Annotated in this window: 19 protein-coding genes; 9 read left to right on the top strand and 10 right to left on the bottom strand. The window is 69.1% G+C overall.

Annotated features, from left to right (window positions below):
* Nucleotides 1–130 precede the first annotated feature (130 nt).
* Nucleotides 131–2,092, top strand: coding sequence for a proprotein convertase P-domain-containing protein (locus ENSA7_RS02025; RefSeq protein WP_146157226.1), 1,962 nt, complete (start codon nucleotides 131–133; stop codon nucleotides 2,090–2,092).
* Between the two features lie 48 nt (nucleotides 2,093–2,140).
* Here the strand turns inward: ENSA7_RS02025 and ENSA7_RS02020 are convergent, their stop codons facing one another.
* Nucleotides 2,141–3,118, bottom strand: coding sequence for a hypothetical protein (locus ENSA7_RS02020; RefSeq protein WP_106087489.1), 978 nt, complete (start codon nucleotides 3,116–3,118; stop codon nucleotides 2,141–2,143).
* A gap of 88 nt (nucleotides 3,119–3,206) precedes the next feature.
* Here ENSA7_RS02020 and ENSA7_RS02015 point away from each other — a divergent pair, with 88 nt between their 5' ends.
* A complete protein-coding gene (locus tag ENSA7_RS02015; RefSeq protein ID WP_146157225.1) occupies nucleotides 3,207–4,139 on the top strand; it encodes a hypothetical protein in 933 nt (310 codons plus the stop codon).
* Nucleotides 4,140–4,162: 23 nt separating this feature from the next.
* On the opposite strand, the gene ENSA7_RS02010 is transcribed toward ENSA7_RS02015, so the two are convergent.
* Nucleotides 4,163–4,549: a hypothetical protein gene (locus tag ENSA7_RS02010; protein ID WP_106087487.1), complete on the bottom strand. Its 387-nt coding sequence runs from the start codon at nucleotides 4,547–4,549 to the stop codon at nucleotides 4,163–4,165.
* Nucleotides 4,550–4,601: 52 nt separating this feature from the next.
* Between ENSA7_RS02010 and ENSA7_RS02005 the strand changes: the two genes are divergently transcribed.
* On the top strand, nucleotides 4,602–5,264 hold the full coding sequence (locus tag ENSA7_RS02005; RefSeq protein ID WP_106087486.1) for an RNA methyltransferase: 663 nt from the start codon (nucleotides 4,602–4,604) through the stop codon (nucleotides 5,262–5,264).
* Here the strand turns inward: ENSA7_RS02005 and ENSA7_RS02000 are convergent.
* The 7 genes from ENSA7_RS02000 to ENSA7_RS01970 form a co-directional block, all read right to left on the bottom strand.
* A complete protein-coding gene (locus tag ENSA7_RS02000) occupies nucleotides 5,248–5,961 on the bottom strand; it encodes a hypothetical protein (protein ID WP_106087485.1) in 714 nt (237 codons plus the stop codon). The two genes, ENSA7_RS02005 and ENSA7_RS02000, sit on opposite strands and share 17 nt — an antisense overlap.
* 57 nt (nucleotides 5,962–6,018) lie before the next feature.
* Nucleotides 6,019–6,963 carry an ABC transporter ATP-binding protein gene (locus ENSA7_RS01995; protein ID WP_106087484.1) on the bottom strand — a complete coding sequence of 315 codons (945 nt, stop codon included), beginning with the start codon at nucleotides 6,961–6,963 and terminating at the stop codon, nucleotides 6,019–6,021.
* On the bottom strand, nucleotides 6,960–7,805 hold the full coding sequence (locus tag ENSA7_RS01990) for an ABC transporter permease (RefSeq protein WP_146157224.1): 846 nt from the start codon (nucleotides 7,803–7,805) through the stop codon (nucleotides 6,960–6,962). Before ENSA7_RS01990 ends, ENSA7_RS01995 begins: the two co-directional genes overlap by 4 nt.
* Nucleotides 7,806–7,969: 164 nt before the next feature.
* Nucleotides 7,970–11,404, bottom strand: coding sequence for a hypothetical protein (locus ENSA7_RS01985; RefSeq protein ID WP_146157223.1), 3,435 nt, complete (start codon nucleotides 11,402–11,404; stop codon nucleotides 7,970–7,972).
* A gap of 17 nt (nucleotides 11,405–11,421) precedes the next feature.
* A complete protein-coding gene (locus ENSA7_RS01980) occupies nucleotides 11,422–14,901 on the bottom strand; it encodes an NHL repeat-containing protein (RefSeq protein ID WP_146157222.1) in 3,480 nt (1,159 codons plus the stop codon).
* Nucleotides 14,902–14,925: 24 nt separating this feature from the next.
* Nucleotides 14,926–16,377, bottom strand: a complete 1,452-nt coding sequence (locus ENSA7_RS01975; RefSeq protein WP_106087480.1) for an MBOAT family O-acyltransferase — start codon at nucleotides 16,375–16,377, stop codon at nucleotides 14,926–14,928.
* A 48-nt stretch (nucleotides 16,378–16,425) separates the two neighbouring features.
* Nucleotides 16,426–16,983, bottom strand: coding sequence for a hypothetical protein (locus tag ENSA7_RS01970; protein WP_106087479.1), 558 nt, complete (start codon nucleotides 16,981–16,983; stop codon nucleotides 16,426–16,428).
* A gap of 225 nt (nucleotides 16,984–17,208) precedes the next feature.
* Between ENSA7_RS01970 and ENSA7_RS01965 the strand changes: the two genes are divergently transcribed.
* From ENSA7_RS01965 to metF, 3 genes are all read left to right on the top strand, one after another.
* A complete protein-coding gene (locus ENSA7_RS01965; RefSeq protein WP_146157221.1) occupies nucleotides 17,209–17,991 on the top strand; it encodes a hypothetical protein in 783 nt (260 codons plus the stop codon).
* Between the two features lie 79 nt (nucleotides 17,992–18,070).
* The gene (locus ENSA7_RS01960; protein WP_106087477.1) at nucleotides 18,071–19,996 is read left to right on the top strand and encodes a serine/threonine protein kinase; all 1,926 of its coding nucleotides are present in this window, start codon (nucleotides 18,071–18,073) and stop codon (nucleotides 19,994–19,996) included.
* Nucleotides 19,997–20,075: 79 nt separating this feature from the next.
* Nucleotides 20,076–21,005 carry a methylenetetrahydrofolate reductase [NAD(P)H] gene (gene metF, locus ENSA7_RS01955; protein ID WP_106087519.1) on the top strand — a complete coding sequence of 310 codons (930 nt, stop codon included), beginning with the start codon at nucleotides 20,076–20,078 and terminating at the stop codon, nucleotides 21,003–21,005.
* A 6-nt stretch (nucleotides 21,006–21,011) separates the two neighbouring features.
* Here the strand turns inward: metF and ENSA7_RS01950 are convergent, their stop codons facing one another.
* Entirely contained in the window at nucleotides 21,012–21,470 is a 459-nt protein-coding gene (locus ENSA7_RS01950) for a hypothetical protein (RefSeq protein ID WP_146157220.1), read from the bottom strand.
* A 64-nt stretch (nucleotides 21,471–21,534) separates the two neighbouring features.
* Here ENSA7_RS01950 and ENSA7_RS01945 point away from each other — a divergent pair, with 64 nt between their 5' ends.
* The 3 genes from ENSA7_RS01945 to ENSA7_RS01940 all read left to right on the top strand — a co-directional run.
* Nucleotides 21,535–23,502, top strand: a complete 1,968-nt coding sequence (locus tag ENSA7_RS01945; RefSeq protein WP_106087475.1) for a PEP-utilizing enzyme — start codon at nucleotides 21,535–21,537, stop codon at nucleotides 23,500–23,502.
* Nucleotides 23,503–23,519: 17 nt separating this feature from the next.
* A complete protein-coding gene (locus ENSA7_RS43030; protein ID WP_181232952.1) occupies nucleotides 23,520–23,669 on the top strand; it encodes a hypothetical protein in 150 nt (49 codons plus the stop codon).
* A partial coding sequence (locus ENSA7_RS01940) for an enoyl-CoA hydratase-related protein (RefSeq protein ID WP_181232950.1) occupies nucleotides 23,666–23,918 on the top strand: 253 nt, incomplete at its 3' end. The genes ENSA7_RS43030 and ENSA7_RS01940, both read left to right, overlap by 4 nt.

The raw sequence follows: 23,918 nt of genomic DNA, 5'->3' as shown, positions 1-23,918 counted from the left end.
CCAGGCGTCGTCTCCATAAACTGCTGATTTACCAGTTGGATTTGCGCGGTTGAGGGCCGGGCCCAACCTGCCAAAATTGGTCAGCGATGGATTCTCATCTCGAGATTTTGCCGCTCGATAAAATATGGCCATGCGCCGCCACCCTCTTGGGACTTCCAACAACCTCGCTCCGCTCCTGGTCTCGCTCGGGTTCATGCTGACCGCATGCCCGGATGAAGGTCGCGTCGACGCGGGGTCGACCACGACCGACAGCGACACGAGCAGCGACACGGATGATCCAACCGCGGAGTCGAGCAGCGGCAACACGACCGACGATGCGACTGACACGACCGACACGGACGCGACCGACACGGACGCGACGGACACCGGTTCAACTGATACGGATACGGACACGGACACGGACACCGACGGCGGTACGTGTGGCAACGGCGTGATCGAGGACGGCGAAGCGTGTGACACCGGGGATCTCGGCGGCGCGAGCTGTCAGAGCGAGGGCTTCGGCGGTGGTGGCCTGCTGTGCACCGACTGCATGCTCGACACCAGCCTGTGCAGCGACTGCGGCAACGGCATGGTCGATGGCATGGAGGTGTGCGATGGCGCCGACCTCGGCGAGCACGAGACCTGCTTCGATCTCAACCTTGGCACCTCGATGGAGACGCTCAGCTGCAACCCCGACTGTACATACAACTTCGAGACGTGCAGCGGATGTGGCGACGCGGTCGTCAATGATCCAGAGCAGTGCGAGCCCGCGAGTGATCTGCTCGACAAGGACGAGCTCGACGGCGCGACCTGCATGTCGATCGGTTTCGACGACGGCCTGTTGTCGTGCAGCCCCGGCTGCACCTTCAACACCGACAGCTGCTACAACTGTGGCGACGCGGTCCAGCAGGGCAACGAGCAGTGCGATGGGGCCGACTTCGGCGGCCAGACCTGCGGCGACTTCCTCAGTCCCTCGATGGCGCCATTCGACAGCGGCTCGCTCAGCTGCGTCGACGCGTGCATGATCGACACCTCGAATTGCTCGCTGTGCGGCGACGGTGTGGTCTCGGGCGCCGAGGTCTGCGAGCCAGGCGTGCTCGAGGGCGAGACCTGCAGCTCGCAGGGCTTCGACGCGGGGATCCTCGGCTGCAATGAGGACTGCTCGGGCTACGACACCAGCGCGTGCACTGACTGTGGCGACGGCATGGTCGAGGGCAACGAGCAGTGCGACGGCAACGACCTCGCCGGGCAGACCTGCAATGGGCTCGGGTTCGTCGGCGGCGGCACGCTGTCGTGCGCCAACAATTGCGTGTTCGACACGGGCATGTGCAGCAACGAATTTTGCGGCGACGGGGTCAAGAACGGCAACGACCAGTGTGACTGCGGCAATCAGGGAGCCAACTGCACCGCCGCCCAGCTCGGCAATCAGACCTGCATGAGCCAGGGCTTCGCCGGCGGGGCGCTGGCCTGCAACAGCCCCAACAACTGCCAGTTCAACACCTCTGCCTGCTACGTCTGCGGCGACGGGGCGATCAACCCGGGCGAGCAGTGTGACGGCATGAACCTCGGCGGTGAGACCTGCGTGTCACAGGGCTTCGCCGGCGGCGGCACGCTCACGTGTGACAACAGCTGCGGGCTCAACACCAGCCAGTGCGTGGCGATCGCCAATCCGTACACGGTGTGCACCAGCCCGAACACGGCGATCCCCGCGTCGGGCTTCGGCGTGGCGTCCAGCATCAACATCCCGGCGGGTGGCACCGTGACGGATGTCAACGTCTCGATCGCCGCGCTGCACACTTATGTCGGCGATCTGAGCTGGACGCTGACCAAAGGCGCGACCAGCCGCGTGCTGATCAACCGCGTGACCAACGGCCTCGGCAACTGCGGGGGCGACAACATCAACGTCACCCTGGACGACCAGTCCGTCGGCGGGTCGGTGCAGGCCCAGTGCACCGTGAACCCGGCGATCGGTGGCAACCGCACGCCCAACGCCGCGCTCAACGGCTTCAACAACACCTCGATGGTCGGCAACTGGACGCTGCAGCCCAACGATCTGGCGGCTGGCGATGCCGGCACGTTTCAGCAGTGGTGTGTCTCGGTCACCTGGCAGTAGGCCTGGCGACACCATCGCGGAGCGAGCCGCTCCGCGATGGCGCGCGGTTCAGCGCCACCAGTCTCGAGGTGGGGGCGGCGGGGCAAAGTCGCGGCCAGACGGGCGCCGCGGCTCGCGGTCCCAGGTCCGCACCGGTCGGTGCACGGGCCGATCATCGAACACCACGCCGCGCGAGCGCAGCCCGTCGATCGAGTCGTAGCGGAGCACCAGCAGCTGGTCGGGCTTCTTGTTGTGCTTGCGCTTGAACGAGACCTCTTCGACTGGCGCGAAGGTGCTCTCGCCATACTCCGTGCCCAGCGAGTTGGGCTGCTCGGGGGCCGCCCAGCCCCCGCTCGAACCCGCTTCGCCGCGCTTCTCGGCGCTGCGGCGGGCCTTGTCGGCGCCGCTGACGACCGACGAGGGCGGCAGCGCCACGCCAGCGTCCTCACCGGGGAACGGGTCGCCGTCGATCGGCGCGAGCGGCTGCTTGTGTCGGCGCGAGCGAACCTTCTCGGCGAACGCCGCGACGCCGATGATGCCGACGTGAACGGGGGTGCCCAGGCGCGCCGAGTAGCTGTCGGCGAGGTCGGCAAAGCGAAACGCGGCGACGTTGTCGAGCGACTGCCGATAGCCCTCGATGACCAACACACCGAACGGGTCGATCACGTAGCCGCGCTGCTTGGCGTAGTCGCCGAGTCGGCCGCTGATCACGTCGCGCCCATCGACGCTGACGACCACCTCGACTCGCTCCGGGCTATGGTTTTGCAGGCGCAGGCTGTAGCGCTCGCCCTCGGAGCCAGCGATCCACACGTCGCCACCGTGGCGGAAGCTGGGGAACTCGCCGCCGTGGGGCGACTGCAGCTGAAGTGAGACCAGCGGGCTCTGCGGTTCGATCGGGGGGGGCGGGCGCCTGGCCTCGGCGTGGTTCTCGGTCGCGCCGCTGGTCAATAGCGCCGTGCCGGCGATCGCCACGCTGACCTCCATCATGCGGATCAGGGCGCCACGTCGGCTCAGGTTGGGGTCTTCGCTTCGCTTGGGGTCGTGCATGGTCGTGTCCTCGCGCCTATCGTGATCGGCCTACGGTGCCGATTGGGGGGTCCGAGTCGTCGGGGCGGGGGAACGCGACCCTCTGAGCATGGCTTACGGCCGCGGAGGTGCGGCCGGGGTGCTGTTCGAGACGGGGGATCCATGGAACACTCGCGCAGGTATGGCGAGCTGGAGCGAAAGCCGCGGCACCACGCTGGTCCTCACGCACGCTCGCGGTCCCGACCGCTACGCGAGGGTCTCGCTGGTTACCAAGCGGACCTTGCTGGGCCAGGCGCACAACGTCCGCGAGGCGCGGGCCGAGGACGTCACGCGCAGCGGCCGTGAGCCGGAGGCGCTCGGACTTGGGCGCATGCTCTCGTGGCGGTGGCTGGGCGAGGGCGAAGCCGAATCGCTGCTCTCCGCTCGGCTGCGGACCCTCGAGGCGCTCGGCTACAAGGTGCTGGGGGGAGCGGGCGGGGCAGGGCGCGGACCCTGGGACTGGCTGCGCGACCTGGTCACGCGTCAGCTCGAGCGGCGCGACCAGTTCGAGCGGGGCGACGGTGGCGAAGCCGATCCGCCTACCCACCAAGCCCACGCTGGCGTGGCCAGCCTGCGCGAGTCTCTCGATCGCCTGGGCCTCGAGCCGAGCGCGCTCATTGAAGGTATTGCGACGATCCTCGAGCTGGATCAGCAGCAGCTGCGCGAGCCGACCGCCGAGACCTTGCGCGAGCTCGAGCCCGAGCTGCTCGAGCTGTTGTTGCCGGTCTGGCTCGAGCACGCGTCCGACGAGCTGCGCGAGATCGGCAAGCGCTGGCTCGCGCTGCCAGCCACCGTCTACGAGGTCGACGTCGCGCTGCTCGAGCGCTGGGTCGGCGGCGAGGGGCCGCTCGCCGCAGCGCTCGCCCCCCGACTCGAGCGCGAGGGCCTGGCGCTGCTGGGACCGGAAGCCCTCGCGAGGCTGGCGCACACCGCCAAGCATCCGCGGGCCAAGGCCACCGCCACGCGCTGGCGCGACCGAACCCGACCCCCCGGCCGATTGTAAACTCCGGTGTCGATCGCTCTGGGCTAGCCGACTTCGCCCAGCGTGCCGCCGAGGTCGCCGAGATCCATGTCGATGAAATTGTGGATATACCCGCAGGTTCCGCACGCGTAAGAGCGGACGGGGGCCGAGGCCGTGAACCCGCCCTCGGGGGAGCCGAACCGCAGCGTGCTCATCTTGAGCGGCAGCGGGTTGCGGACGTCGTGGCCGGCGACGATCGCGACCGGGAGCAAGTTGCCCGTACACATGACACACGACTTGCGCACGGTCTTGCGGCGCTGCTCGTACTCGCCGCTGAGCAGGCCCTTGAAGCGCTGCTCGGCCTCGGCCAGCTCGGCCTGCAAGCGCTGGTTCTCACGCTCGAGGGTTGCGACCTCGAGCATCAGCGCCTGCTGCTCGTCCCGATACGACACGCCTCGGGATCTTAGCGGAACCTGAGCGACGTGCATGATCTAAGGTGCGCCCGTGCGGTACCAACAACGCGAGTGCCAGGCGGCCAGCTGCGGGCTGCGCTTCCCGGTGGCCGAAGCGAGCGAGCTCGGGGCGAATTGTCCCTTGTGCCAGTCACCCACGATCTTCGTGGGTGAGGTCTATGACACCCATGAGATCACCGAGCGCCGGATCGCGGCGGGGCCCCCGGTCGAGGCGCTGCTCGACAACGTCCGCAGCCTGCGGAACGTCGGTTCAATGTTTCGCAGCGCCGATGGGGCCGGCGTCAGTCACATGCATCTAGGCGGGTTCACGCCGACGCCCGCCCACCCGAAATTCGCCAAGACGGCGCTGGGGGCCGAGCGCAGCGTGGCCTGGAGCCATCACCCCGATCCAGCCGCGGCCGCCAACGCGCTGGTCGACGCCGGCAAGCGGCTGTGGGCGCTCGAGGGTGGGCCACGATCGCGCGACCTGTTCGAGCTCGTGAACGAGGCCGGCGGACCGGGGGATCCGCCGATCGTGTTGGTCCTCGGTCACGAGGTCTCCGGCGTCGACCCCCGCGTGGTCGAGCGCTGCGAGCAGGTCGTGCGGATCCCGATGGCCGGGGTCAAGGGATCGCTGAACGTGTCGACCGCGTTTGGCGTCGCGGCCTACTTGCTGCGGCACGCTCGCGGCGTCGTGATCACACCGCGCGGTTGAGCTCGAGGTCGAGCGCGAACAGCTTGCCCTCGACGACGAACACCCATCGGTACGGCCGCGCCTCGAGGTCCGTCAAGGTCCCGCGGGTGTGCAGGTGCACGCGCTGGATCGGGTCGCCCAGCCACTTCTTCTCGCGGCTGGTCACGGTCAGCTCTTGCTCGAGGTCGAGGTTGGGCACCTTGTTGGCCCCGGTCGAGTCACCCAGGCGCGGGGTCCCGGCCAGGGCGACGTCGATCTCGAGCTCGCCGCCGTCGAGGCGCACGGTCTGATCGATCGTGGCGTTCATCGCATAGATCGTGGTCACGACCGGCTGCGAGAGCACCCGCGCGGTCCCGTCGAGCTTCGGATCCGGCTCGCGCACGTCGAGATCATTGCGCGGGTACAGCCGCAAGGTCGCGCGCAGCTGGACCGCCTGGGGGTTGCCCAGCTGACTCGAAAATTCCTGGCTCGGCGCCTCGCCGACCAGATCCACGCTGGCTTCGTCCATGCGGACCTGCTCGGGCGGCTCGAACTCGACCACCCGGGTCAGCACCAGCGCGGCCCCAGCCGCGAGGATCAGCCAGCTGTTGCGCGTCAGCCAGCGGGCGATCCGCCGGGTGCGAACCGGCGAGCTGCCGTCCGTGGCCGGCTCACCTGGGGGACCAGGAACATCATCGAGGAGCTCGTCGTCGCCCTGCTCCGAGTCGTCCTCACGCATCGCGTGGACGCTGGCACGCCTGACCCTGCGCTCAAAATTTGTCGCGGATCTCATCGCTCATGAGCCGGCGCCTGCGCGGGTCTCCTCCAAGAACCGCTCCTCCAGGCTCTTGCCCAGCTTCATCTCGACGAACAGCACGCCCGCGTCGACCAGCGCGCAGACCATGTCACGCGAGGCTGGCCCGGGCGGCTGGGAGTCGGCATTGAAGGCCACGCGGAGCCGCTCGTCGTCGGTTGACCAGGCCACGTCGGTGACGAAGGGCAGGGCGCGCAGGCCGACCAGATCGGCGTCGCTCGGCGGGCGACTGAGTCGAAACACGACGAGCTGCGCGCCGCCGATCACCCCGGTGATCGTGTCCTGGCGGACCAGCACGCCCTGGTCGAGGATCGCGACCTCGTTGCACAGATCTTCGACCTCGCCGAGGTTGTGGCTCGACACGATGACGGTGCGCTGGCCCTGGATCTTGCGCAGCAGCGCGCGGATCTCGCGAGCGGCGTGCGGGTCGAGGCCGGCGGTGGGCTCGTCGAGGATCACCAGCGTGGGCTCACCAATGAACGCCTGCGCGATGCCGACCCGCTTGTGCATGCCGTGCGAGAGGGTCTTGGCCTTGCGATCGTAGACCTCCGACAGCCCGACCAGCTTCAGGACCCGGCGGGCTTCGTCCTGGGCCCGCGCCCGGCTTAGGCCCTGCAGCTCGCCGTAGAGGACCAGCTGCATCCCGAGGTCGAGCTCGGCGATGAAGCCCGCGTCCTGCGGCAGGATCGAGAGCGAGCCTTTTGGTGGTGGTTGGCCCCGGCTCAGGCGCTTGCCCGCGATCTCGACCTCGCCCGCGTCAGCCGGCAAGAACCCGCTGACGACCGAGAACAACGTGGTCTTGCCGGCGCCGTTGGGCCCGACCACGCCAAAGATCTGGCTGGGCTGGACCTCGAGGTTCATGCCCCGCAGCGCCTGAAGGCTGCCGTAGGACTTGCTGAGTCCGGTGACGCGAAGCGCGGCGGTCATAGGTCACGACTCCGAAACCGCCACAGCCCCAGCAGGCCAGCGACCAGGCTGAACGCGAGCAGGTAGAGCACCGTCCCGCGCACCGCCGCGGGATCATCGAGCAACAGGCTGAACCGGCCGACCGACGGGAACAGATAGCTGAGCCGCTCGAACCCGTCGTTGGCCAGCGACAGCAACCCCGACAGGGTCCCGACCGCGAACCAGTACAGGAAGGTCGCCGTCAGGGCCCGCCGCGCGCGACCGAACAACGCCGAGCTCAGGGCCAAGAGCGCGACAAAGGGCACCGCGTAGAGGGACGCGGTCAGCCAGATCCGCCCCAGATACACGACCCCCTCCAAGCCTTCGAGCGCGCTGGAGCGAACGCCCAGGAACACCCCGAAGATCAGCAGCACCAGCGCGATCGCAAGCGACACGAGCACCAGCGCGCCAGCGGCCTTGCCCAGGTAGATCGAGACCCGGTCGCTGCGAAACAGCAGGTAGCGAACGTGGCGGGTCTCGATGTCGGTCGCGGTCTGGTCGTAGGTCAAGATGATGCACAGCAGGGGCATGAACAACATGACCAGGGCGAACAGCGCGACGAGCACGGGGGGGTGCTCGCGCAGCAGGCCGCGAATCCCGATCACGGGGAGATCGGTCAGGCTCTCGACCATGCCCGCGATCATGTCGAGCGCGGGGCCGAGGTCGCGGTCGAGCTCGGCGAGCTTGTCGGCGAACTGCGCCAGCTCGTAGGCCCCAAACCCGCAAAACGCGATCAGCAGCAGCCCCGCCACGATCGCGTGCCGCGAGCGGAGGTGCCGCACGATCTCGAAGCGGGCGATCACCCAGATGTCGTTTACGCTCACCACCAGATCAATCCCGCACGTCGTCCGCAAGCGGGGCAGAAGCCTCGCCCGACTGGGGGGTAAAACCAGCAATCTCGCGGGTTCAAGCGCGGGATGATGACACAGGCCGCTGGTTTCCGGTAGGGCCCGAGGCGACCGGGCGGACGGCGGTGTGGCTCGTGGTCTCAGCGCGCGTGCTTACGCATGAAGTTGCGCAAGCTGCCGCCATCGAACTTCCGGGCCCACACCGAATTGGCCGAGCTCAGCACGCCGTTGCCATACTCGTCGTAGTTCGAGAATTCAACGAGCTCCAAGCTCAGCGACTCGGCCAGGTCCGCGTAGAGATCGTCTTGCAAGACCATCACGATCACGGCGGCCGCGACCCGATCCCAGCTCGCTTGCTTCATGGCGTCGTCGAGTCCGGCGGTGTCGACATACACCTGCAGCTGTCGGTTGACGTAGTTGGTCTGGACATGGGTGATCGAGACATCGGGCAATTCCACGCCGTCGAGCTCGAGCTCCTCGAGCGCGAGCCGCAGCGGCCTGCGGGTGCCCTCGTTCGCGTCGAACACGGCCGGGTCGACCTCGCGCTCGCGCGCCGGCACCCGATCAGCGAAGAAGTCGCGCAGCAGCGGTCCGACCATGCCGCTGAGCGTGTGCGCGGTGATGTCGACGGCCCAGGTCGAGCCGTGATGCTGGTTGTCGTCGAACGGCTGATTGCCCCACGGCGAGTGCGTCAGCAACTGTGGGAGCAAGCGATCGCCGGGGTCCAGCACCACGAAGCCGAGCTGCTCGGCCTTGTCGAGCAACCGGCGGGTGCCCGAGTCGGTCGAGCGCATGCCGTCGCGGCGGTTGGACTCGATCGAGGACAGGTCATAGAACACGACGAGGGTGTCGTAGCGCTCGGCGAAGCGCTGTAGCTTGGCGAACGCCGCGTTGACCTCGCCGGGGGTCTTGGTGTCGCGCACGTAGCTGCCGCCGAAGTCCTGGGCCTCGATGAACACCACGTCGGGCGGGACCGAGGTGCCCATCCAGTTGGCGAAGTTGTTGACGTTCTCGCCGAACGACGCGGCCCCCCACGAGACCTGAAACAGATCGAGGCGAACCCCGTCGCGGTAGCCCAGCTCGCGCTGCAGCTCCTGCTCGAGTCGGCGGCCGAGCGAGTAGTTCGAGTAGCGGTCGGACATCGAGCTCAGCGATGACCCCAGCAGCAGCGCGACATACGGCCCCCGCCGCGCGAGCGGCTCGTAGCGCCGGTCCAAGTAGCGATCCGGCCGCAGCTGGGCCGCGACCTTGGGCCCGACCGAGGCGATCGTCATGAGGATCGGCACGGTCACGGCCTTGGTGTGGTGATTGCCGGTCTTGGCCACGCCCAGCAGGCCATCGGCGATCCGCACGATCCGCGAGCGCTGGCGCTCGACCCAGATCATGGACGCGTCGTCCTGGGCGATCGCCATGCTGCCGAGGTGCCAGTAGGACGCGTATTGGTCGACGCTCTCGTTGTAGAGCACGTGGCCGTCGCCGTGGGTCAGCGGCTTGAGCCACGGCAACACCCGCGCGGCGTCGAGGTCGAAGTAGCGCAGGTGCACGCGCTCGGTCCACCGCTTCTCGAGCGATTCGCTGGGGTTCTCGAGCGGGAATTCATCGGCGATCAACAGCCCGCCGTAGCGCTCGATGAACCGCAGATCCACGATCTTGGCGAGGCGCAATTCGTCGTAGTGATAGGGGAACCCAACGCGGTGGCCGTTGGGCAGCAGGTCTTCGCCGACGTTGCGAAACACCAGGTCCCAGGTGCCCAGCTCCAGGCTCTCGGGGGTGTCGGCGTTCACGAGCTCCCGCTGCCACAGGCGGCCGTCGGCGTCGCCTAGGTAGGCCGCCGTGGGCCCCACGTCGAACGCGACCAGCGGGCTCATCGAGACCTCGGACACGGCCCGCGCGCGGTGATGGTCGACGTCGAGCAGCAGCAAGCGACCGTCGCCGCACAGCATCCAGATCCCCCCGGCGCGGGCCCGCAGGCGCAGATAGCTGGCGCAGCTCGGGCCCGACCAGCGCACGGTCCGGACCCAGTCGTCGTCGAGCACGCGGACCTGCTCGCGCTGCTCGCCGTCGATGAACCACACCTCGTCGCCGCGCAGCTCGGGCTCTCGCGGCTCGACCAAGTGCGCGTCGACCCGGGCCCAGCCGTCGATCTGATCGGGCTCGCGGGGACGACCGGCGATGGTCTCGACGAACTGCATGTTGCCGCGCAGCTCGCGAAGCACGTGATTTTGGGTGTCGGCCACGACCACGCGGGTGCCATCGGCGCTGACCGCGACGCCCTCGGGCTTCCGCAGCTCGGCCTGCCACGCGCCGCCCTCGTTGTAGCCAGTGCTCACCCGGTGGACCAAGCTGCGATCGTGGCCCTCGGGGTGGATCATCATTGCCTCGAAGGGCCGCTGCGCGAGGGGCAGGTTGAGCTCGTGCAGCAGGTTGATCGCCAACAGGCGCGCGCCGTCGGGCCACAGGTGCACGTGATCGATGAAGTGTGCGTCGACGAACAGCGGGTGATCGAGGTCGACGAGCTGCAGCTTGGGATCCTCGTGATCGTTGACCTTGCGCGCGAGCGCGGTGTAGCGGCGGCCGAGCGTGCTCTCGCCCATCGTGGCCTCGGCGAAGCGATCTTCGAGCGGGGTCACGAACAAGGTCGCGGGGCGGTCGTGGGCGTCGAGGTGCTCGAGCAGCTGATCGAGCGCGCGCAGCTGCTCGTGGGTGGATCGCAGCGCGGCGCTGCGGTAGTGCTCGCGGACCCGGGCGCGGCCCTCGAGCTCGGCCTCCCCGTCGAGTTCGTCGAGCTCGTCGAGCTCGCTGGCGTCGCTCGGAGTCTGGTCGATCGCCTCGTCGCTCCCGTCTGCGCCACGCACGACCGCGAGGCCCGAGAGCGCATCGAGCCGCTCGAGCTCGAGCCGCGGGCGTCGTCGGTGCACGGGCACCCGCTCGCGCAGCCAGTCGCCGGTCCCGGCGGCGGCGGTGACGAGGCCCTGCCAGCTGCGCAACAGCGGCCGACCCCCGGCGTCGAACGCCGCGGTCCCCAGCTTGCACAGCACGTCGCGGGTGCACTCGCGCTGCTCGGCGTACTGGGCCGAGAAGTAGCGCAGGTTGATCTCGAGCACGAGCTCGACGCGGCCCGCTGGATCAATGCGGTCGAGCTCGGCGACCAGGTGCAGGGCGTCGACCGGAAGCAGGCCGTCGAGCGCGATCTGATGCAGGCTCGCGTCGGCGTGACCGGCGAGCTCTCGCTGCATGTAGTCGATCACGCGGTGGCGCTGCCAGTCGTGCGGTCGATCGGCGGCCAGCACGTCGCCGGCCAGCACCGAGTCGCCGATCAACAGCAGCGATCGCCCTTCGCTCGCGGCCGTGGTCGCGGCCTCGAGCGTGCGCCGCAGCTCGGCCCCGGTCGCAGGGTTGGGCTCCGCTGTGAATGCCTGCCCCGACTGCTCGCGCTCGTCCTTGCTGGGGATCATGCCCAGCGCCAGGTCGAAGCCCAGCAGCAAGATCACCACGCCGAGGATCCGCCCCCACGGCGACGCGTTGCGGCTCGTCGGCCCGTCGACGAGCCGCGCGCCGTCCCAGTGCGTGGGCACGCGGGGGTCGGCTCCGCTCACTCTGGACCCCCGCTCGCGGCGACGTAGCCCTGCAAGAACTGCTCGAGCGAGGCCCGATCGAAGCTGCGCGACCACACCGCGCTCGCCGAGTCGAGCACGCCCGCCCCGTACTCGTCGTAGTTGGCAAACTCGAGCAGCTCGATGCTGGCGGCGGTCGCCAGCTCGCCGTAGACCTCGTCGACCAGGACCGCGTAGAGCACCGAGACGGCGACCAGCTCGAGCTCGCGCTCGCTGCGACCGAGCGCCTCGAACCCGCTCAGATCGACGTAGATCCGGACCTGCCGGCTCTCGTAGGCGCGCTGCATGTAGGCCGCAGAGACCCCGAGCAGCGCCTCTTGATCGATCGCGTCCATGGTCCCCTCGAACGCCGCGAGCAGCCGCTCGCCCGGGTCGCCATCGTCGAAGCTGCTCGGGTCTCGCTCGGACAGCCGCGCCGGCTCACGCTCACGCAGGAACTCGCTGATCACCGGGTAGCTCATGGCCGCCAGCGCGCGGGCGGTCAGATCGATCGCCCAGGCCGAGCCGTGGTGCCCGCCCGAGGCCCACGGCTGGCTGCCCCACGGGCTCTCGCTCAAGAGCTCGCGCAGCAGCCAGTCCGAGGGCTCGAGCACCACGAACCCTAGGCGCTTGGCGTCGGCGATCAGCTCGCGCAGCTCCCGGTGGGTGTGGCGCAGCCCGTCGCGCAGCCGCGACTGGATCGCGGAGTTGTCATAAAAGATCACCAGGGTCCCATAGCGGGCGGCGAGCGCCTCGATCTTGCCGAGCTGGGCGATGCGCTCGCTCTGGGTCTTGGTCCCGCGGAAGAAGCGATGGTTGAAGTCGTGGAGCTCGAACAACAGCACGTCCGGGGGCGGGCCGCCGCCCTCCACGAACTCCTCGAACATGCCCGCGCTGTAGTAGAAGGCCGCGGCGCTGGCGGTCCGCTGAAACAGGTCGAGGCGAATGTTGTCGCGGACGCCGAGCTCGGCCTGCAGCTCGAGCTCGAGCCGCCGGCCGAGCGAGTAGCTGCCGATCCGATCCGAGACCGACGACATCGACGAGCCGACCATCAGCGCCACGAACGGCCCGCGGCGCGGGATCGGCTCGTGGCGCGTGCCCATGAAGCGATCGGGTCGCCAGTTGTTGCCGACCCACGCCGAGCCCTCGCTGCTGATCGGGTTGAACAGGTGGATCGCGCCGTAGTGCGTGTGCAGGTTGCCGGTCTTCTGCACGCCGAGCAGGCCGTCGGCCAGGCGAAACACGCGGGAGCGATCGTGCTCGACCCAGACCAGCGAGGCGTCATCGCGGGCGATCGCCATGGCCCCGAGGTGATAGTACGAGACGAAGTTCTCGGTCTTGGCGTTCCACATGTGAAACGCCTCGGAGTGGGGGATCGCCTTGATCCACGGCAGGATCATGCGGTTGTCGAGGTCGACCAGGCGCAGGTGGATGCGCTCGGTCTGCTCGCGATGTAGGCGCGAGTTGCCGCCGCCGAGCTCTTGCTGGTCTTGGATCAACAGCGCGCCGTAGCGCTCGACCCACTCCATGTCGACGATCTGCTCGAAGCGCATCTCGTCGAAGCCGAACGGATAGGTCTGGCCGAATTCGTCGGGGATCAGCTCCTCGCCCTGGTTGTCGTAGACCCGCCGCGGCGCCCGAGCTCGGCCGTCGCTGCGCAGGTCCAGCTGCCAGATCGCGGAGCTGCCGTCGGCGAACAGCAGGCGGCCGTCGTGGGTCGGCTCGATGGTCTCGTAGCCCCGCGGCGCGCCGGTTTGGGGATCGGCGAGGACCGGGGCGCGCGGACTCGAGATCAGCGTGGCGCGGGCGGCCGCGAGGTCGACCGAGAGGATGCGATCATCGGCGCACAGCAAGTACAGCCACTCGCGCGCGTCGAGCTGGCCCGCCTCGAGCACGTCATAGTGGGCGCAGGTCGGGCCGTCCCACGCCAGCGTCCGCACAAACCCGTCGGCCAGCTCGCGGACCCGGCTGCGAGTCTCACCGTCGATGAAGTACACGCGCTCGCCGACGATCTCTGGCGAGCGTGGCTCTGTCAGCCGGGCGTGCTCGAGCGCCTCGCCGTCGCTGCGCCCGCTCTCGGTCGGCTTGCCGGCCAGCCGCTCGAGAAATTGCATGTTGCCGCGCAGCTGCCGAAGCGCGTGGTTTCCGGTGTCGGCGATCACGATCCAGGACCCATCGGGGCTGACGGCCACGCCCCGAGGATCGCGGAGCAAGGCCTCCCAGCCGGCCCCGTCGGCGTACCCGGTGCCGCGCCGATGGACCAGCGTGCGGTCGTGGTCCTCGCTGTGAACCAGCATCCAGTCGAGCGGGCGCGAGCGCAGCGGCAGGCCCAGCTCGTGGAGCAGGTTGATCGCCAGCAGCCGGTTGCCCTCGGGCCGCAGGTGCACGTGATCCAAGAAGGCGTGGGGCTCGAACGCGGGGTGATCCAGGTTGATCAGCGCGAGCTCGTCAGGGTCGGCCCGGCGGTCGTTGACGAGCGTGGCGATCTGTTCGTACCGACGCGTCAGCCGGTTGCCTCGCAAGGTCGCGCGCACGAAGGGATCCTCGAGCGGGGTCAAGAACAGCGTGGCCTTGCGGCCGCGGGCCTGGAGGCGATCGAGGATCGCGTCGAGGGCCTGGACCTGGGCGTGGGACGGCGTGAGGGTCGAGCGGCGGTAGTGCTCTTGGACCCGGGCCAGGCCCTGCGCGCGGTGCTGCGGATCGTCTGGTGGTTCCGTGGTCTGAGGATCGCGGCGGACCAACAGCCCCTGCACGCCATCGAGCTCGAGCTGGCGCAGCCGCTGACGGTGGCGATGAACGGGGGTGCGCTCGACCAGCCAGTCGCGGCCGAGTCCGCCAGCCTCGGCCAACCCGATCGCGGCCCGCTGCCAGCTCCCGGCCGTGAGCTCGGGGATCTCGGCGGCGACGGAACCGTGGGTCGGGGACGCGGACAGCGACACGCGCCCGAGCTCGCACAGCTGCTCGCGCGTGCAATCGATCTTGCGGCCGTACTCGCGCGAGAAATAGCGAAGGTTGAGCTCGAACACGACATCGACCTCGCCGCGCGGATCCACGCGATCGAGCTCCGCGACCAGGTGCAGGGCGTCGATCGGCAGCAGCCCGTCGAGGGCGACCTGCTGGATCTCCGCGTCGCTGTCGTACGAGAGCTCGGCCCGCATGTGATCGACGACCCGCTGCGAGCGCCAGTCTTCGACCGTGCTGGCCATGACATCGCCGGCCAGGACCGAGTCACCGATCAGCAACAGCGCGGGCCGGCCCTCGCCGGCCGCGGTCGCGAGTGACTCCAAGCTCGCGCGGATGTCGGCGCTGCTGCTGGGGTTGGGATCGGACGCGCTGGACTGGGTGGGGCCGAGCGCGAGCGCCAGATCCACGCAGATCAGCAGGACCACGACCGCGACGATCTTCACCCACGGACCGCCCGCGGCCACCGAGCGAGCTGCGTCGCTGGCCTGGCCGGGCTCGTGGGTATGCGCGCGCATCGGGTGGCTGACCTGAACGGAGGCTCAGAACTGAAAGTAGATGAACGCAGGCCCATCGCGCAGGCCGAGCAGCATCATGGCGACGATCAGCGCCGTCGCGAACACGACCGCGGAGATCGGCGAGGCCCAGATTCGATCGATCACGCGATAGCGCCGCTCGATCGCCGAGACCCACAAGAACCCGGCGAGCCCGAGCAAGAACAAGGCCTGCTCCCGACTCGGACCTGACCCACCGACGAACACCCCGGCGACGTCGCGGGCGATCGAGCGGACCACGATCCCAAACTGCTCGAGGTCCCTGGCGCGAAACAAGATCCAGCCAAACACGACGAGGTGAAAGCACAGAAACCACGACCCGAACCGCACGCCGAGACCGAGGTAGTCAGGCCTGGCCCCGGCCGAGCCGCCGAGCAAGCGCGCGCGCAGACGCTGGCCGACCTGCGCGTGGAGCAGCAACAACACCCCGTGGTACAGGCCCCAGATCACGAAGGTCCAGGCCGCGCCGTGCCACAGGCCCGACAAGAACATGGTGATCGTCAGGTTCGCGAGCGTGCGGGTCTTGCCCTTGCGGTTGCCGCCCAGCGGTATGTACACGTAGTCGCGAAACCAATTCGACAGCGAGATGTGCCAGCGTCGCCAGAAGTCCGAGATGTTGCTGGTCAGGTAGGGCTGATCGAAGTTGCGCATCAGGTCGACGCCAAAGATCCGCGCCGAGCCCCGAGCGATCTCGCTGTAGGCTGAGAAGTCGCAGTAGATCTGCAGGGTGAACGCGTAGGTCGCAATCAACGCGCTCCACCCGTCGTAGACCCCGGGATCGGCGTAGACCTGATCGACGAGCCGCCCGCAGTGGTCGGCGATGACCACCTTCTTGAACATCCCGAACACGATCATCTGCGCGCCGTTGACGAGGTTGTCGACCTCGAACCGCCGGTTGGCGGCCTGATCGAACTGCACGAGCAAGTGCCCGGCGCGCTCGATCGGGCCTGCGATCAGCTGCGGAAAGAACGAGACATACAAGAAGAAGCGCAAGAACGAGGACGTCGGGCGGATCTTTCCGCGGTAGACGTCGATCGTGTAGGACATGGTCTGGAACGTGTAGAAGCTGATGCCGGGCGGCAGCACGATGTCCAGAAACTCGGCGCCGGGGCCCAGATCAAACGCGGCGTGCAGGTTGTCCAGGAAGAAGTTGGCGTACTTGAAGTAGCCGAGCAGCCCGAGGTTCACGATCAGGCTGACCGCCAGCACGGCCTTGCGCTTGCGGGCCTGATCGCTGCCATAGCGCCCGAGCAGCCGCCCGGCGGTGAAGTCGATCACCGCCGAGATCACGATCAGGCTGACCAGCGGCACGTTCCAGGCCGCATAAAAGATCAAGCTCGCGGCGATCAGGATGATCAGTCGGGCCCGATAGCCCGCGCCGAAGAACAGCAAGCTGGAGACGACCAGCAGCAGCACGTACTCGAGCGAGTTGAACTCCACGGTGGGCCTCGATCTGGTGGCGCGGGCTGGGTGATCCCGAGCGCGCGCTCAGTCGTCTTGGACGGCGTCGTCGTCGTCGTCGTCGTCGTCGTCGTCGTCAGGAGCGACCTCGCGGACCGCTGTGCCCGACACCGACGCGGGCTTGGCCTTTGCCGACTTGGACTTGCGCTGCGGCTTGGTCTTGGCCGAGCGGGGCGCCCCAGAGATCTCGCTGCGAAGTGACTGGACGTCGCGCTCGAGCTCCTGGATCTGGGTCTGGGTCTGCTCGGCTGCGCCGCGGTCGAGGGCGTGCTCGGACAGCAAGTTCGAGAGCGCGAAGTAGAGCACCGCCAACCACGCGAACGGCAGCACCACGCCCAGCAAGATCGGCGTGTAGCGAGGTCCGCCCTGAAAGCTGAACGCCGAGGAGCCCTGGGTCGTCGCGTCGGCGCCTGCCAGGCCGCCCGCGCTCACCCCTGGAGCGGGCGTCGTCGCGGGCTTGTCTGCGACCGCGCGCTCGAGCTTTTCGAAGCCCGCCGCGAGCTCGTCGTCGATGATGACCGTGTCCGTGGATGGGTCCATCAAGACGAACTGACCCGTGTCGGTGCGTGAGACCTGGTAAGGCATTTTGAGGCCGGTTTTATCACGGCTCGCCGGCTGGCCCCACTGCTGCGCCGGGCCCAGCGGACGAGCCAGGTCGCGCGGCGATCGCGGACGGCCGTCCGCCGGGCCATCCAAAGGGTGCCCGAGAGTCGTATCGCCGCCGCCCCTCGTGCTATGGTCCGCCCGGTCATGGGCCGCCACATGAGCATGCCGTCGCGTCTCTTCGCTAGCCTCCTCACCGTCGCCTTGGTGACGGCGCCAATTCACGTCGCCCAAGCTGCGCCGAGCTTCGAGGATCTGTACACCCAAGGTCAGGAAAAATTCGACGGTGGCGACTACGGGGCTGCTGGAGATCTGTGGGCCCAGGCCGTGCGAACGCTGCCCGAGTCCCCGAGCAACTCGGCCACCCGCCAGACCCTGATGAACGTGGCGCTCGACGCCTACCTGCGGGCCTACCGAGGTGACCAAGACCGGTCACACATCGACGACGCCAAGCTCCTGCTCGACGAGTACGAGGCCTCGCTCGAGTCCGCTGGCACCGAGCTGACCAGCGAGATCGCCAGTGAGAAGGGCAAGATCGAGGACATCCTGGCCAAGCTCGCCGCAGCCGAGGAGCCCGAGGACAAGCCCGAAGAGAAGCCCGAAGAGAAGCCCAACGACGAGCCCGTCGAGGTGTTCGTCGATGAGAACCCCGGTCGCGGCCTCGTCATTGGTGGCGGCGTGATGATCGGTGTTGGCGCGGCTGGAGCGGGTCTGTTGGTCGCCGGGCTGGTGCTCGGCGGGTCTGCGCAGAAGGACTTTGACGCGGCCGCGCCGTTCTCGACCGAGCGGGACGCCGCGCGCAAGTCGGGCCGGACCATGAACGCGCTCGCGGTCACCGGGGGCATCGTCGCGCCCGTGTTCCTCGGCGCAGGGATCGCCCTGCTGGTCATCGGGCTGCAGCGCAACAAGGCTGCGCGGCTGCGCAACGTGTCGGTGCTGCCCAACGTGGCCCCCGGCTACGCGGGGCTCGGCTTCAGCGGTACTTTTTGAGCCGCTGGCTGAGTCGCTGGCGCTGCATGGACCGTCGTTCCCGGTGGTGCGGTCGTGGGGGGGTCATATACTGCCCCCGGTGGCGCTGACCGACGCACTCGGCGAGACGCAGGCCGGGCCCGAAGATGACCTCGAGCGCTCGGTGCTCGAGTCCGAGACGATCAGCGGCGGTGGAGCGCCGGACTCTCTGATCAGCGCGATGACGCAGACGATCGCGCCCACGATGGCGCTGCAGGACCGCCAGGCTGCCAACCCCGACGAGGGGGCCAAGCCGCTCGTGGTCCAGCGAAGCGCCGAGCCTGATGATCGGGCGGGCGACATCATCCGCGAGCGCTTCGAGCTGGTGCGCATGCTCGGCAAGGGCGGGATGGGCACGGTCTACGTGGCCCGCCACACCACGCTGCCCAAGACCTTCGCGGTCAAGGTCCTCAATCGCCGCTACGCCCAGCGCAAGGACATCGCCGAGCGCTTCTTGCAAGAAGCCCGCGCGGTCTCGCTGATCGATCACGAGAACGTCGTCGGGGTGGTCGACTTTGGCAAGGAGGCCGACGGATCGGCGTACCTGGTCATGGAGCACCTGCGGGGCGAGTCGCTGTCGGCGATCTGCAAGCGCGAGGCTCCGCTCGCGTGGCCACGGATCGCGCACATCATGAGCCAGCTGTGTCGCGCGCTGCAGGCCGCGCACGACGTCGGCATCATCCATCGCGACGTCAAGCCGGAGAACGTGCTGCGGGTCGGTCGACACGAGGATCCCGACTACATCAAGGTCCTCGACTTTGGGCTGGCCAAGATGCAGGTCAGCGGTGGCCTGCGCCTGACCCGAACCGGGATGGTGCTGGGGACGCCCGACTACATGTCGCCCGAGCAGGCCCGCGGCCGCCCGACCGATCATCGCGCCGACATCTACGCCGCTGGCATCATGATGTACGAGCTGCTGTGTGGGCGCGTGCCGTTCAAGGCCGACACGTTCCCGGCGATGCGCCAAAAACATCTGCTCGAGCCGCCCGAGCCACCCTCGAGGTGGGCGCCCGAGGCGGGGATCAGCGACGAGATGGACGCCATCGTGCTGCGGGCGCTGGCCAAGGATCCCGACCATCGCTTCGCCTCGATGACGCAGATGGAGCAGGCGATCGCTGCGGTGGGGACCGGCGCGCCCGTCGAGCTGCTCGAGCGTCACACCATGCCGCTGCTGACCGAGCGCACGCTGTTGGACGGACCGGGGCGGGCGGGCATGAGCCCGGCCGAGCGCGCGGGGCCGCGGGGATCGACGCTGCCGATCGGGCCGACGCTGCCGATCGGCGCGACCTTGCCGATCGCGGCGACGCTCCCGGTCGGGGCCAAGCTGCCGAGCGCCGCGGAGCCGACCACGAGCGAGAGCTCGGCACGCTCTCCCGCGCGGGTGCTCGCGATCTGGTTTGTCGCGGTTGTCGCTGTGATCGCGCTGACCTACGCGGCCGTGCTGCTCGGTGGTCGACTTGGGCCAGACGAGGTGCCCGGGGTCGCGCCGGCCGAGGCTCCCCGAGCGCAGCGGGAGCCCAGCGTCGCTACGCCGATCCAGCCAGCTGTCGCCAGCTTGCGGTTCCACACCAATGTACCGGTCACGCTGCTCGACGCCCGCGGTCAACCGATCGCGTCCGAGCCCGTGTCGGGTGAGTCCGGCATCGTCACCCAGACCGCGGTCCCGATCGGCGACGTGGCCATCGAGCTGGTGCTGCGGGCCGAGGGCCACGAAGACCTGCACGTCGTTGTCACGCCCACTCGTGATCGAGACCTCGAGTTTGTTCTGGAGCCGGCGCCCGCGGCTCCGGCCGAGCCCGCTCCGGAGCCTGAACGACCCGAAGCGAAGCCGAAACCGAGCAAGCCCAAGCCCAAGCAGGAACCGAAGCCGGAGCCGAAGCCCGTGGTCGAGCCCAAGCCCGAGCCGAAGACCGAGCCGAAGCCCGGTGACGACCACAGCTTCGCGCCGGAGATCGTCGATCCCTTTGGCGCTCCCAAGCGGCCTTGATCGGCCGTGAACGTGCCCCGCGAGCGGGAGCCAGACGACAATGGGCGCGGTGTTGGGGGCGTGCTATTGGGGGGACGGCATGCTGATCCGCGATCGACTGGCCCACAAGCGCCCAGTGTTCAGCTTCGAGTTCTTCCCGCCCAACAACGAGAAGGGCGAGCGCGTGCTGTGGCGCAGCCTCGAGCAGCTCGCCCCGCTCGAGCCCGACTTTGTCTCGGTGACCTACGGTGCAGGCGGCAGCACCCGCACGCGCACGGTCGAGATCGTCGGCAGGATCAAGCGCGAGCTGGGGATCGAGCCGCTCGCCCACTTGACCTGCGTCGGCAGCACCCGCGACGAGATCGAAGCCGTGGTCGAGCGGCTGCTCGAGGCGGGGGTCCGCAACATCTTGGCGCTGCGCGGGGACCCGCCGCGTGGGCAGACCCAGTTCGAGCACACCCCCGGCGGGTTTCGCTACGCGAGTGAGCTGTGCGCGTGGCTGCGCGATCGCTGGCCCGAGCTGTGCGTGGGCGGGGCTTGCTACCCCGAGATCCACCCCGAAGCCGAGAGCGACGAAGCCGACCTTCGCCACCTTCGTGCCAAGGTCGACGCGGGCGCCGAGTTCTTGATCAGCCAGCTGTTCTTCGACAACGCCGCGTACTTCGGGTTCATCGATCGCGTGCGCGGGGCCGGCATCTCCGTGCCGATCATCCCTGGCGTCATGCCGATCACCAACGTCAAGCAGATCGAGCGGTTCACCAAGATGTGCGGCGCGTCGATCCCCAACATGCTGCGCAGCCGCCTGCATGGCATCGCCGAGACCACCGACGGCTACGATCCGCAAGAGGTGTTCTGGACCGGGGTCAGCTACGCCGCCCACCAGTGTCGCGAGCTGCTGGATCCGCCCAGCCGCGGGCCGTTTCGGCGGCAGACGTCGACCGTCGCGGGCATCCACTTCTACACGCTCAACCGCTCACCCGCGACGCGGGCGCTGTTCGAGATCCTCGCGCTCGCCCGCGCCGTTCACTGAGATCCCTCAGGCGCCGTGGCGTGCTCGGGCGAGGGTGACGATCACCCCGTGCGGGTTGACGCTCTCCCACTGCTCGGGCTGATGGTAGCCGCGGGCTAGCCACTGAAGCACTCGGGCCTGGCCGGCGGCGGCCCGGGTGAGCGGTCGCGGCTCGATCCCCAGCAGCCCGCGAACGATGCGCCGACGCGGGACCGCGAGCTCGATGATCAGGGTCCCGGGACGCAGCGCGGCGAGGCACGGCTCCGGCGGGTTGGGGCGCTCGAGCCAGACACCGAACAGCAGGGCGTCGAGCTGCGCGGGCTTCGGCGCGTCGGGGTCGTCGTCCTCGCTGAGCGTGGGCCACTGGCCCAGCGTCGAGCGAACCCGGCGGGGGGCCTCGCTCGGCGCCCACGCGCCCACCTTCAGTCCCGACAGTCGGACCGGCAGCCACTCGGCGAGCGGCGGACAGGGTAGGTGGACGTCCACCCGGTGATTTTGCGTCACGACGGACCAACCCCCAAGTTCGGGGCGAAGCGCGTAGAATCTCCGTGTGAGCTTCACGATCGGCGAGACACCCGACCGCGATGATCTCGGCAGCTATCCGAAGGTCGCCCGGCAGCACGCGCTCGCGGCTCGCGGCATGCGGGTGCCGCCCGGCGTGGTCCTGGATCTCGCGCGGGCGCGGGCGGTGTTGAGCGCGGCGGTCGACGGCGACGACATGATCACCTGGATTCGCGATCAGTTCGCGAGCGGGCACACCCTCATCGCCCGCAGCGCGGGCAGCCGCGAAGATCGCGAGCACACCAGCGGCGCCGGGCTCGGTATGTCGATCGCCGGGATCCGCGATCTCACCCAGCTCGAGGGCGCGCTCGCAATGATCGAGGCCCACGGTCGCACGCTCGAGGGCGTCGGCAACCTCCACGCCGGCCGCACGCTCATGCTGATCCAGCGCGAGGTCCCTCGCCAGGCCTTGCTCGTGGTCGTGCGCGGCGGGGAGCCGGGCGATCGTTTCTACGTCGAGACCCACGGCCCCAACGCCGGGCCCGAGCCGCTGGCCGAGGGACGCTCGCCGGACTGGGCCGGGCCGCTGAGCGAGTGGCCCGACGACAGCCGCGCCCGCGTGGAGCAGCTCGCGGTCGAGGTCGCCGCCAGCGAGGGCGGACCGCACGGCGTCGACCTCGAGATCGTCGTCGATCCCAGCGGCGAGCCCTGGCTGGTCCAGGCGCGACCGCTCACGGCCCCGCTGCATCCGGGTTGGGCCGCGTTCTCCGAGGCCGTCGCGCGCGAGGGTCAACAAAAGCACATGCGGGGCTCGCTGCTGTTCGACGGCGAGCACAACCCCGCGCCGCTGTCCCCGGCCCACGCATGGGTGATGCGCCGGCTGGCCAGCCTGCGACCGGGAAAGTCGGGCGATCCCGTGGTCTTGGCTGGTTGGCTGTACGTCCGCGTGCTCCCGCGCGCGCTCGGCTCGGCCGCGCTGGCGACGTCGTCGGTGATGTCCGTGCACGAGGCCCTCGAGTGGCTGCGCGACGAGGCGCTCCCCCACGCCCGCGTGATGCTGACCGAGTACGCCGCGCTGCTCGCCAGCGAGCCGCCGATCCGCGTCGCGCTCGATCGCGCCGAGGCGTTGTTCCTCAACATGATCGACGCCTACGTCGATCGCCTGGTGCCCGCGCGTCGGGCCGGCCTGGCCCGGGTCACCGCGAGCTCCAGCCCGACCGCGACCGAACGGACTGATCCGCGCGCAGCTCGGCTCGACACCCCGCTGACCCTGCGCGCGCGCGCCCACTTCCTCGACGTGCTGCCAGCGGTGTGGGACATCGCCAGCCCCAGCCTCGCGGAGCTGCTCGACGACGTCGAACAAGAGGAAGAAGGCGAGCCACTACCCACCAGCGAGGCCGCGGCCGTGGGCCTGCTCGGCGAGTGGGACGATCACCTGTTCGCGTGTGGCCTGGCTCCGCTGCGGGCCCTGTGGCGCTACGCCGCCCGCCGTCTCGACATTGACGACGCCCGCGTGTTCTTGCTCGACGGCGCCGAGCTCGTGGCCCTCGACGCGGATCCGCTCGCGCTCGGGGACGGCGACGAGCTCGAGCGTGAGCTCGCTCGACGGATCGCGCTGCTCGAGTCCCAGCGCGAGCTCGATCCACCCAGCCGCATCATCGCGGGCCAGCCGCTGCCGCACCCTTGCGGTGGGCGTCTGCGCGGCCTCGCCATTGGCGGCTCCTTCGACGGCCCGATCGCGCAGCGGCGTGACCTTCGCGATCTGCTCGCGGATCCACCCGAGGCTGGCGCGGTCCTGTGCATTCCAGCGCTCACCGCCCAGGCCGCCGTCGCGCTCGCGCGGCTCGGGATCCAGGCGGTGTGCACCGAGTACGGCGGGGCGCTCGCCCATGGCGCGCTGATGGCCCGCGAGCTGGGCCTGTCCGCGTTGATCGGTTGCCACGGGTGCACGCGGCTGGCCGAAGGCACGCGGGTGCGGCTCGACACCCGGGCCCGGCGCCTGGTCGCGATCGGCTAGTTTCTGAAGCTCAGATCATGGAGACCCTCAAGAACTTCGCTGTCCCGCTCGTCGCGCTCGTGTTGCTGCTGGTGTGGTTCTTCGTGATCCGCCCGATGCTCGCCGAGGCCCCAGCCGACCTCGCCCCAGCCGCCGAGCCGACCAAACCAGCCGAACACAGCCCATGAGCGTTCGCTACGAGACAACCGCCCGCACCGCGATCGTCACGATCGATCGCCCCGAACGTCGCAACGCCGTCGACCGCCCGACCGCGGAGGCCCTCAGCGCCGCGTTCGAACGATTCGACCACGACCCCAACCTCGACGTCGCCATCTTGACCGGCGCAGGCGACTGCTTCTGCGCCGGCGCCGACCTCAAGGCGATCCGCGAGGGCCACCCCAACCGCCTCGACCCCGAAGGCCCCGGCCCCATGGGCC

Origin of the sequence: Enhygromyxa salina (genome assembly GCF_002994635.1) — a bacterium.
Lineage (GTDB): Bacteria > Myxococcota_A > Polyangia > Nannocystales > Nannocystaceae > Plesiocystis > Plesiocystis salina_B.
The sequence above is the reverse complement of the archived record's forward strand: the minus strand, read 5'-3'. Positions and strand labels throughout refer to the sequence as shown.

Excerpts from the sequence above, each read along its gene's own strand:
- ENSA7_RS43030 (WP_181232952.1), top strand. The coding sequence starts at position 23,520 with ATGGAGACCCTCAAGAACTTCGCTGTCCCGCTCGTCGCGCTCGTGTTG.
- ENSA7_RS02025 (WP_146157226.1), top strand. The coding sequence starts at position 131 with ATGCGCCGCCACCCTCTTGGGACTTCCAACAACCTCGCTCCGCTCCTG.
- ENSA7_RS01995 (WP_106087484.1), bottom strand. The coding sequence starts at position 6,963 with ATGACCGCCGCGCTTCGCGTCACCGGACTCAGCAAGTCCTACGGCAGC.
- metF (WP_106087519.1), top strand. The coding sequence starts at position 20,076 with ATGCTGATCCGCGATCGACTGGCCCACAAGCGCCCAGTGTTCAGCTTC.
- ENSA7_RS01980 (WP_146157222.1), bottom strand. The coding sequence starts at position 14,901 with ATGCGCGCGCATACCCACGAGCCCGGCCAGGCCAGCGACGCAGCTCGC.
- ENSA7_RS01970 (WP_106087479.1), bottom strand. The coding sequence starts at position 16,983 with ATGCCTTACCAGGTCTCACGCACCGACACGGGTCAGTTCGTCTTGATG.
- ENSA7_RS02020 (WP_106087489.1), bottom strand. The coding sequence starts at position 3,118 with ATGCACGACCCCAAGCGAAGCGAAGACCCCAACCTGAGCCGACGTGGC.
- ENSA7_RS02015 (WP_146157225.1), top strand. The coding sequence starts at position 3,207 with ATGGCTTACGGCCGCGGAGGTGCGGCCGGGGTGCTGTTCGAGACGGGG.
- ENSA7_RS02000 (WP_106087485.1), bottom strand. The coding sequence starts at position 5,961 with ATGCGTGAGGACGACTCGGAGCAGGGCGACGACGAGCTCCTCGATGAT.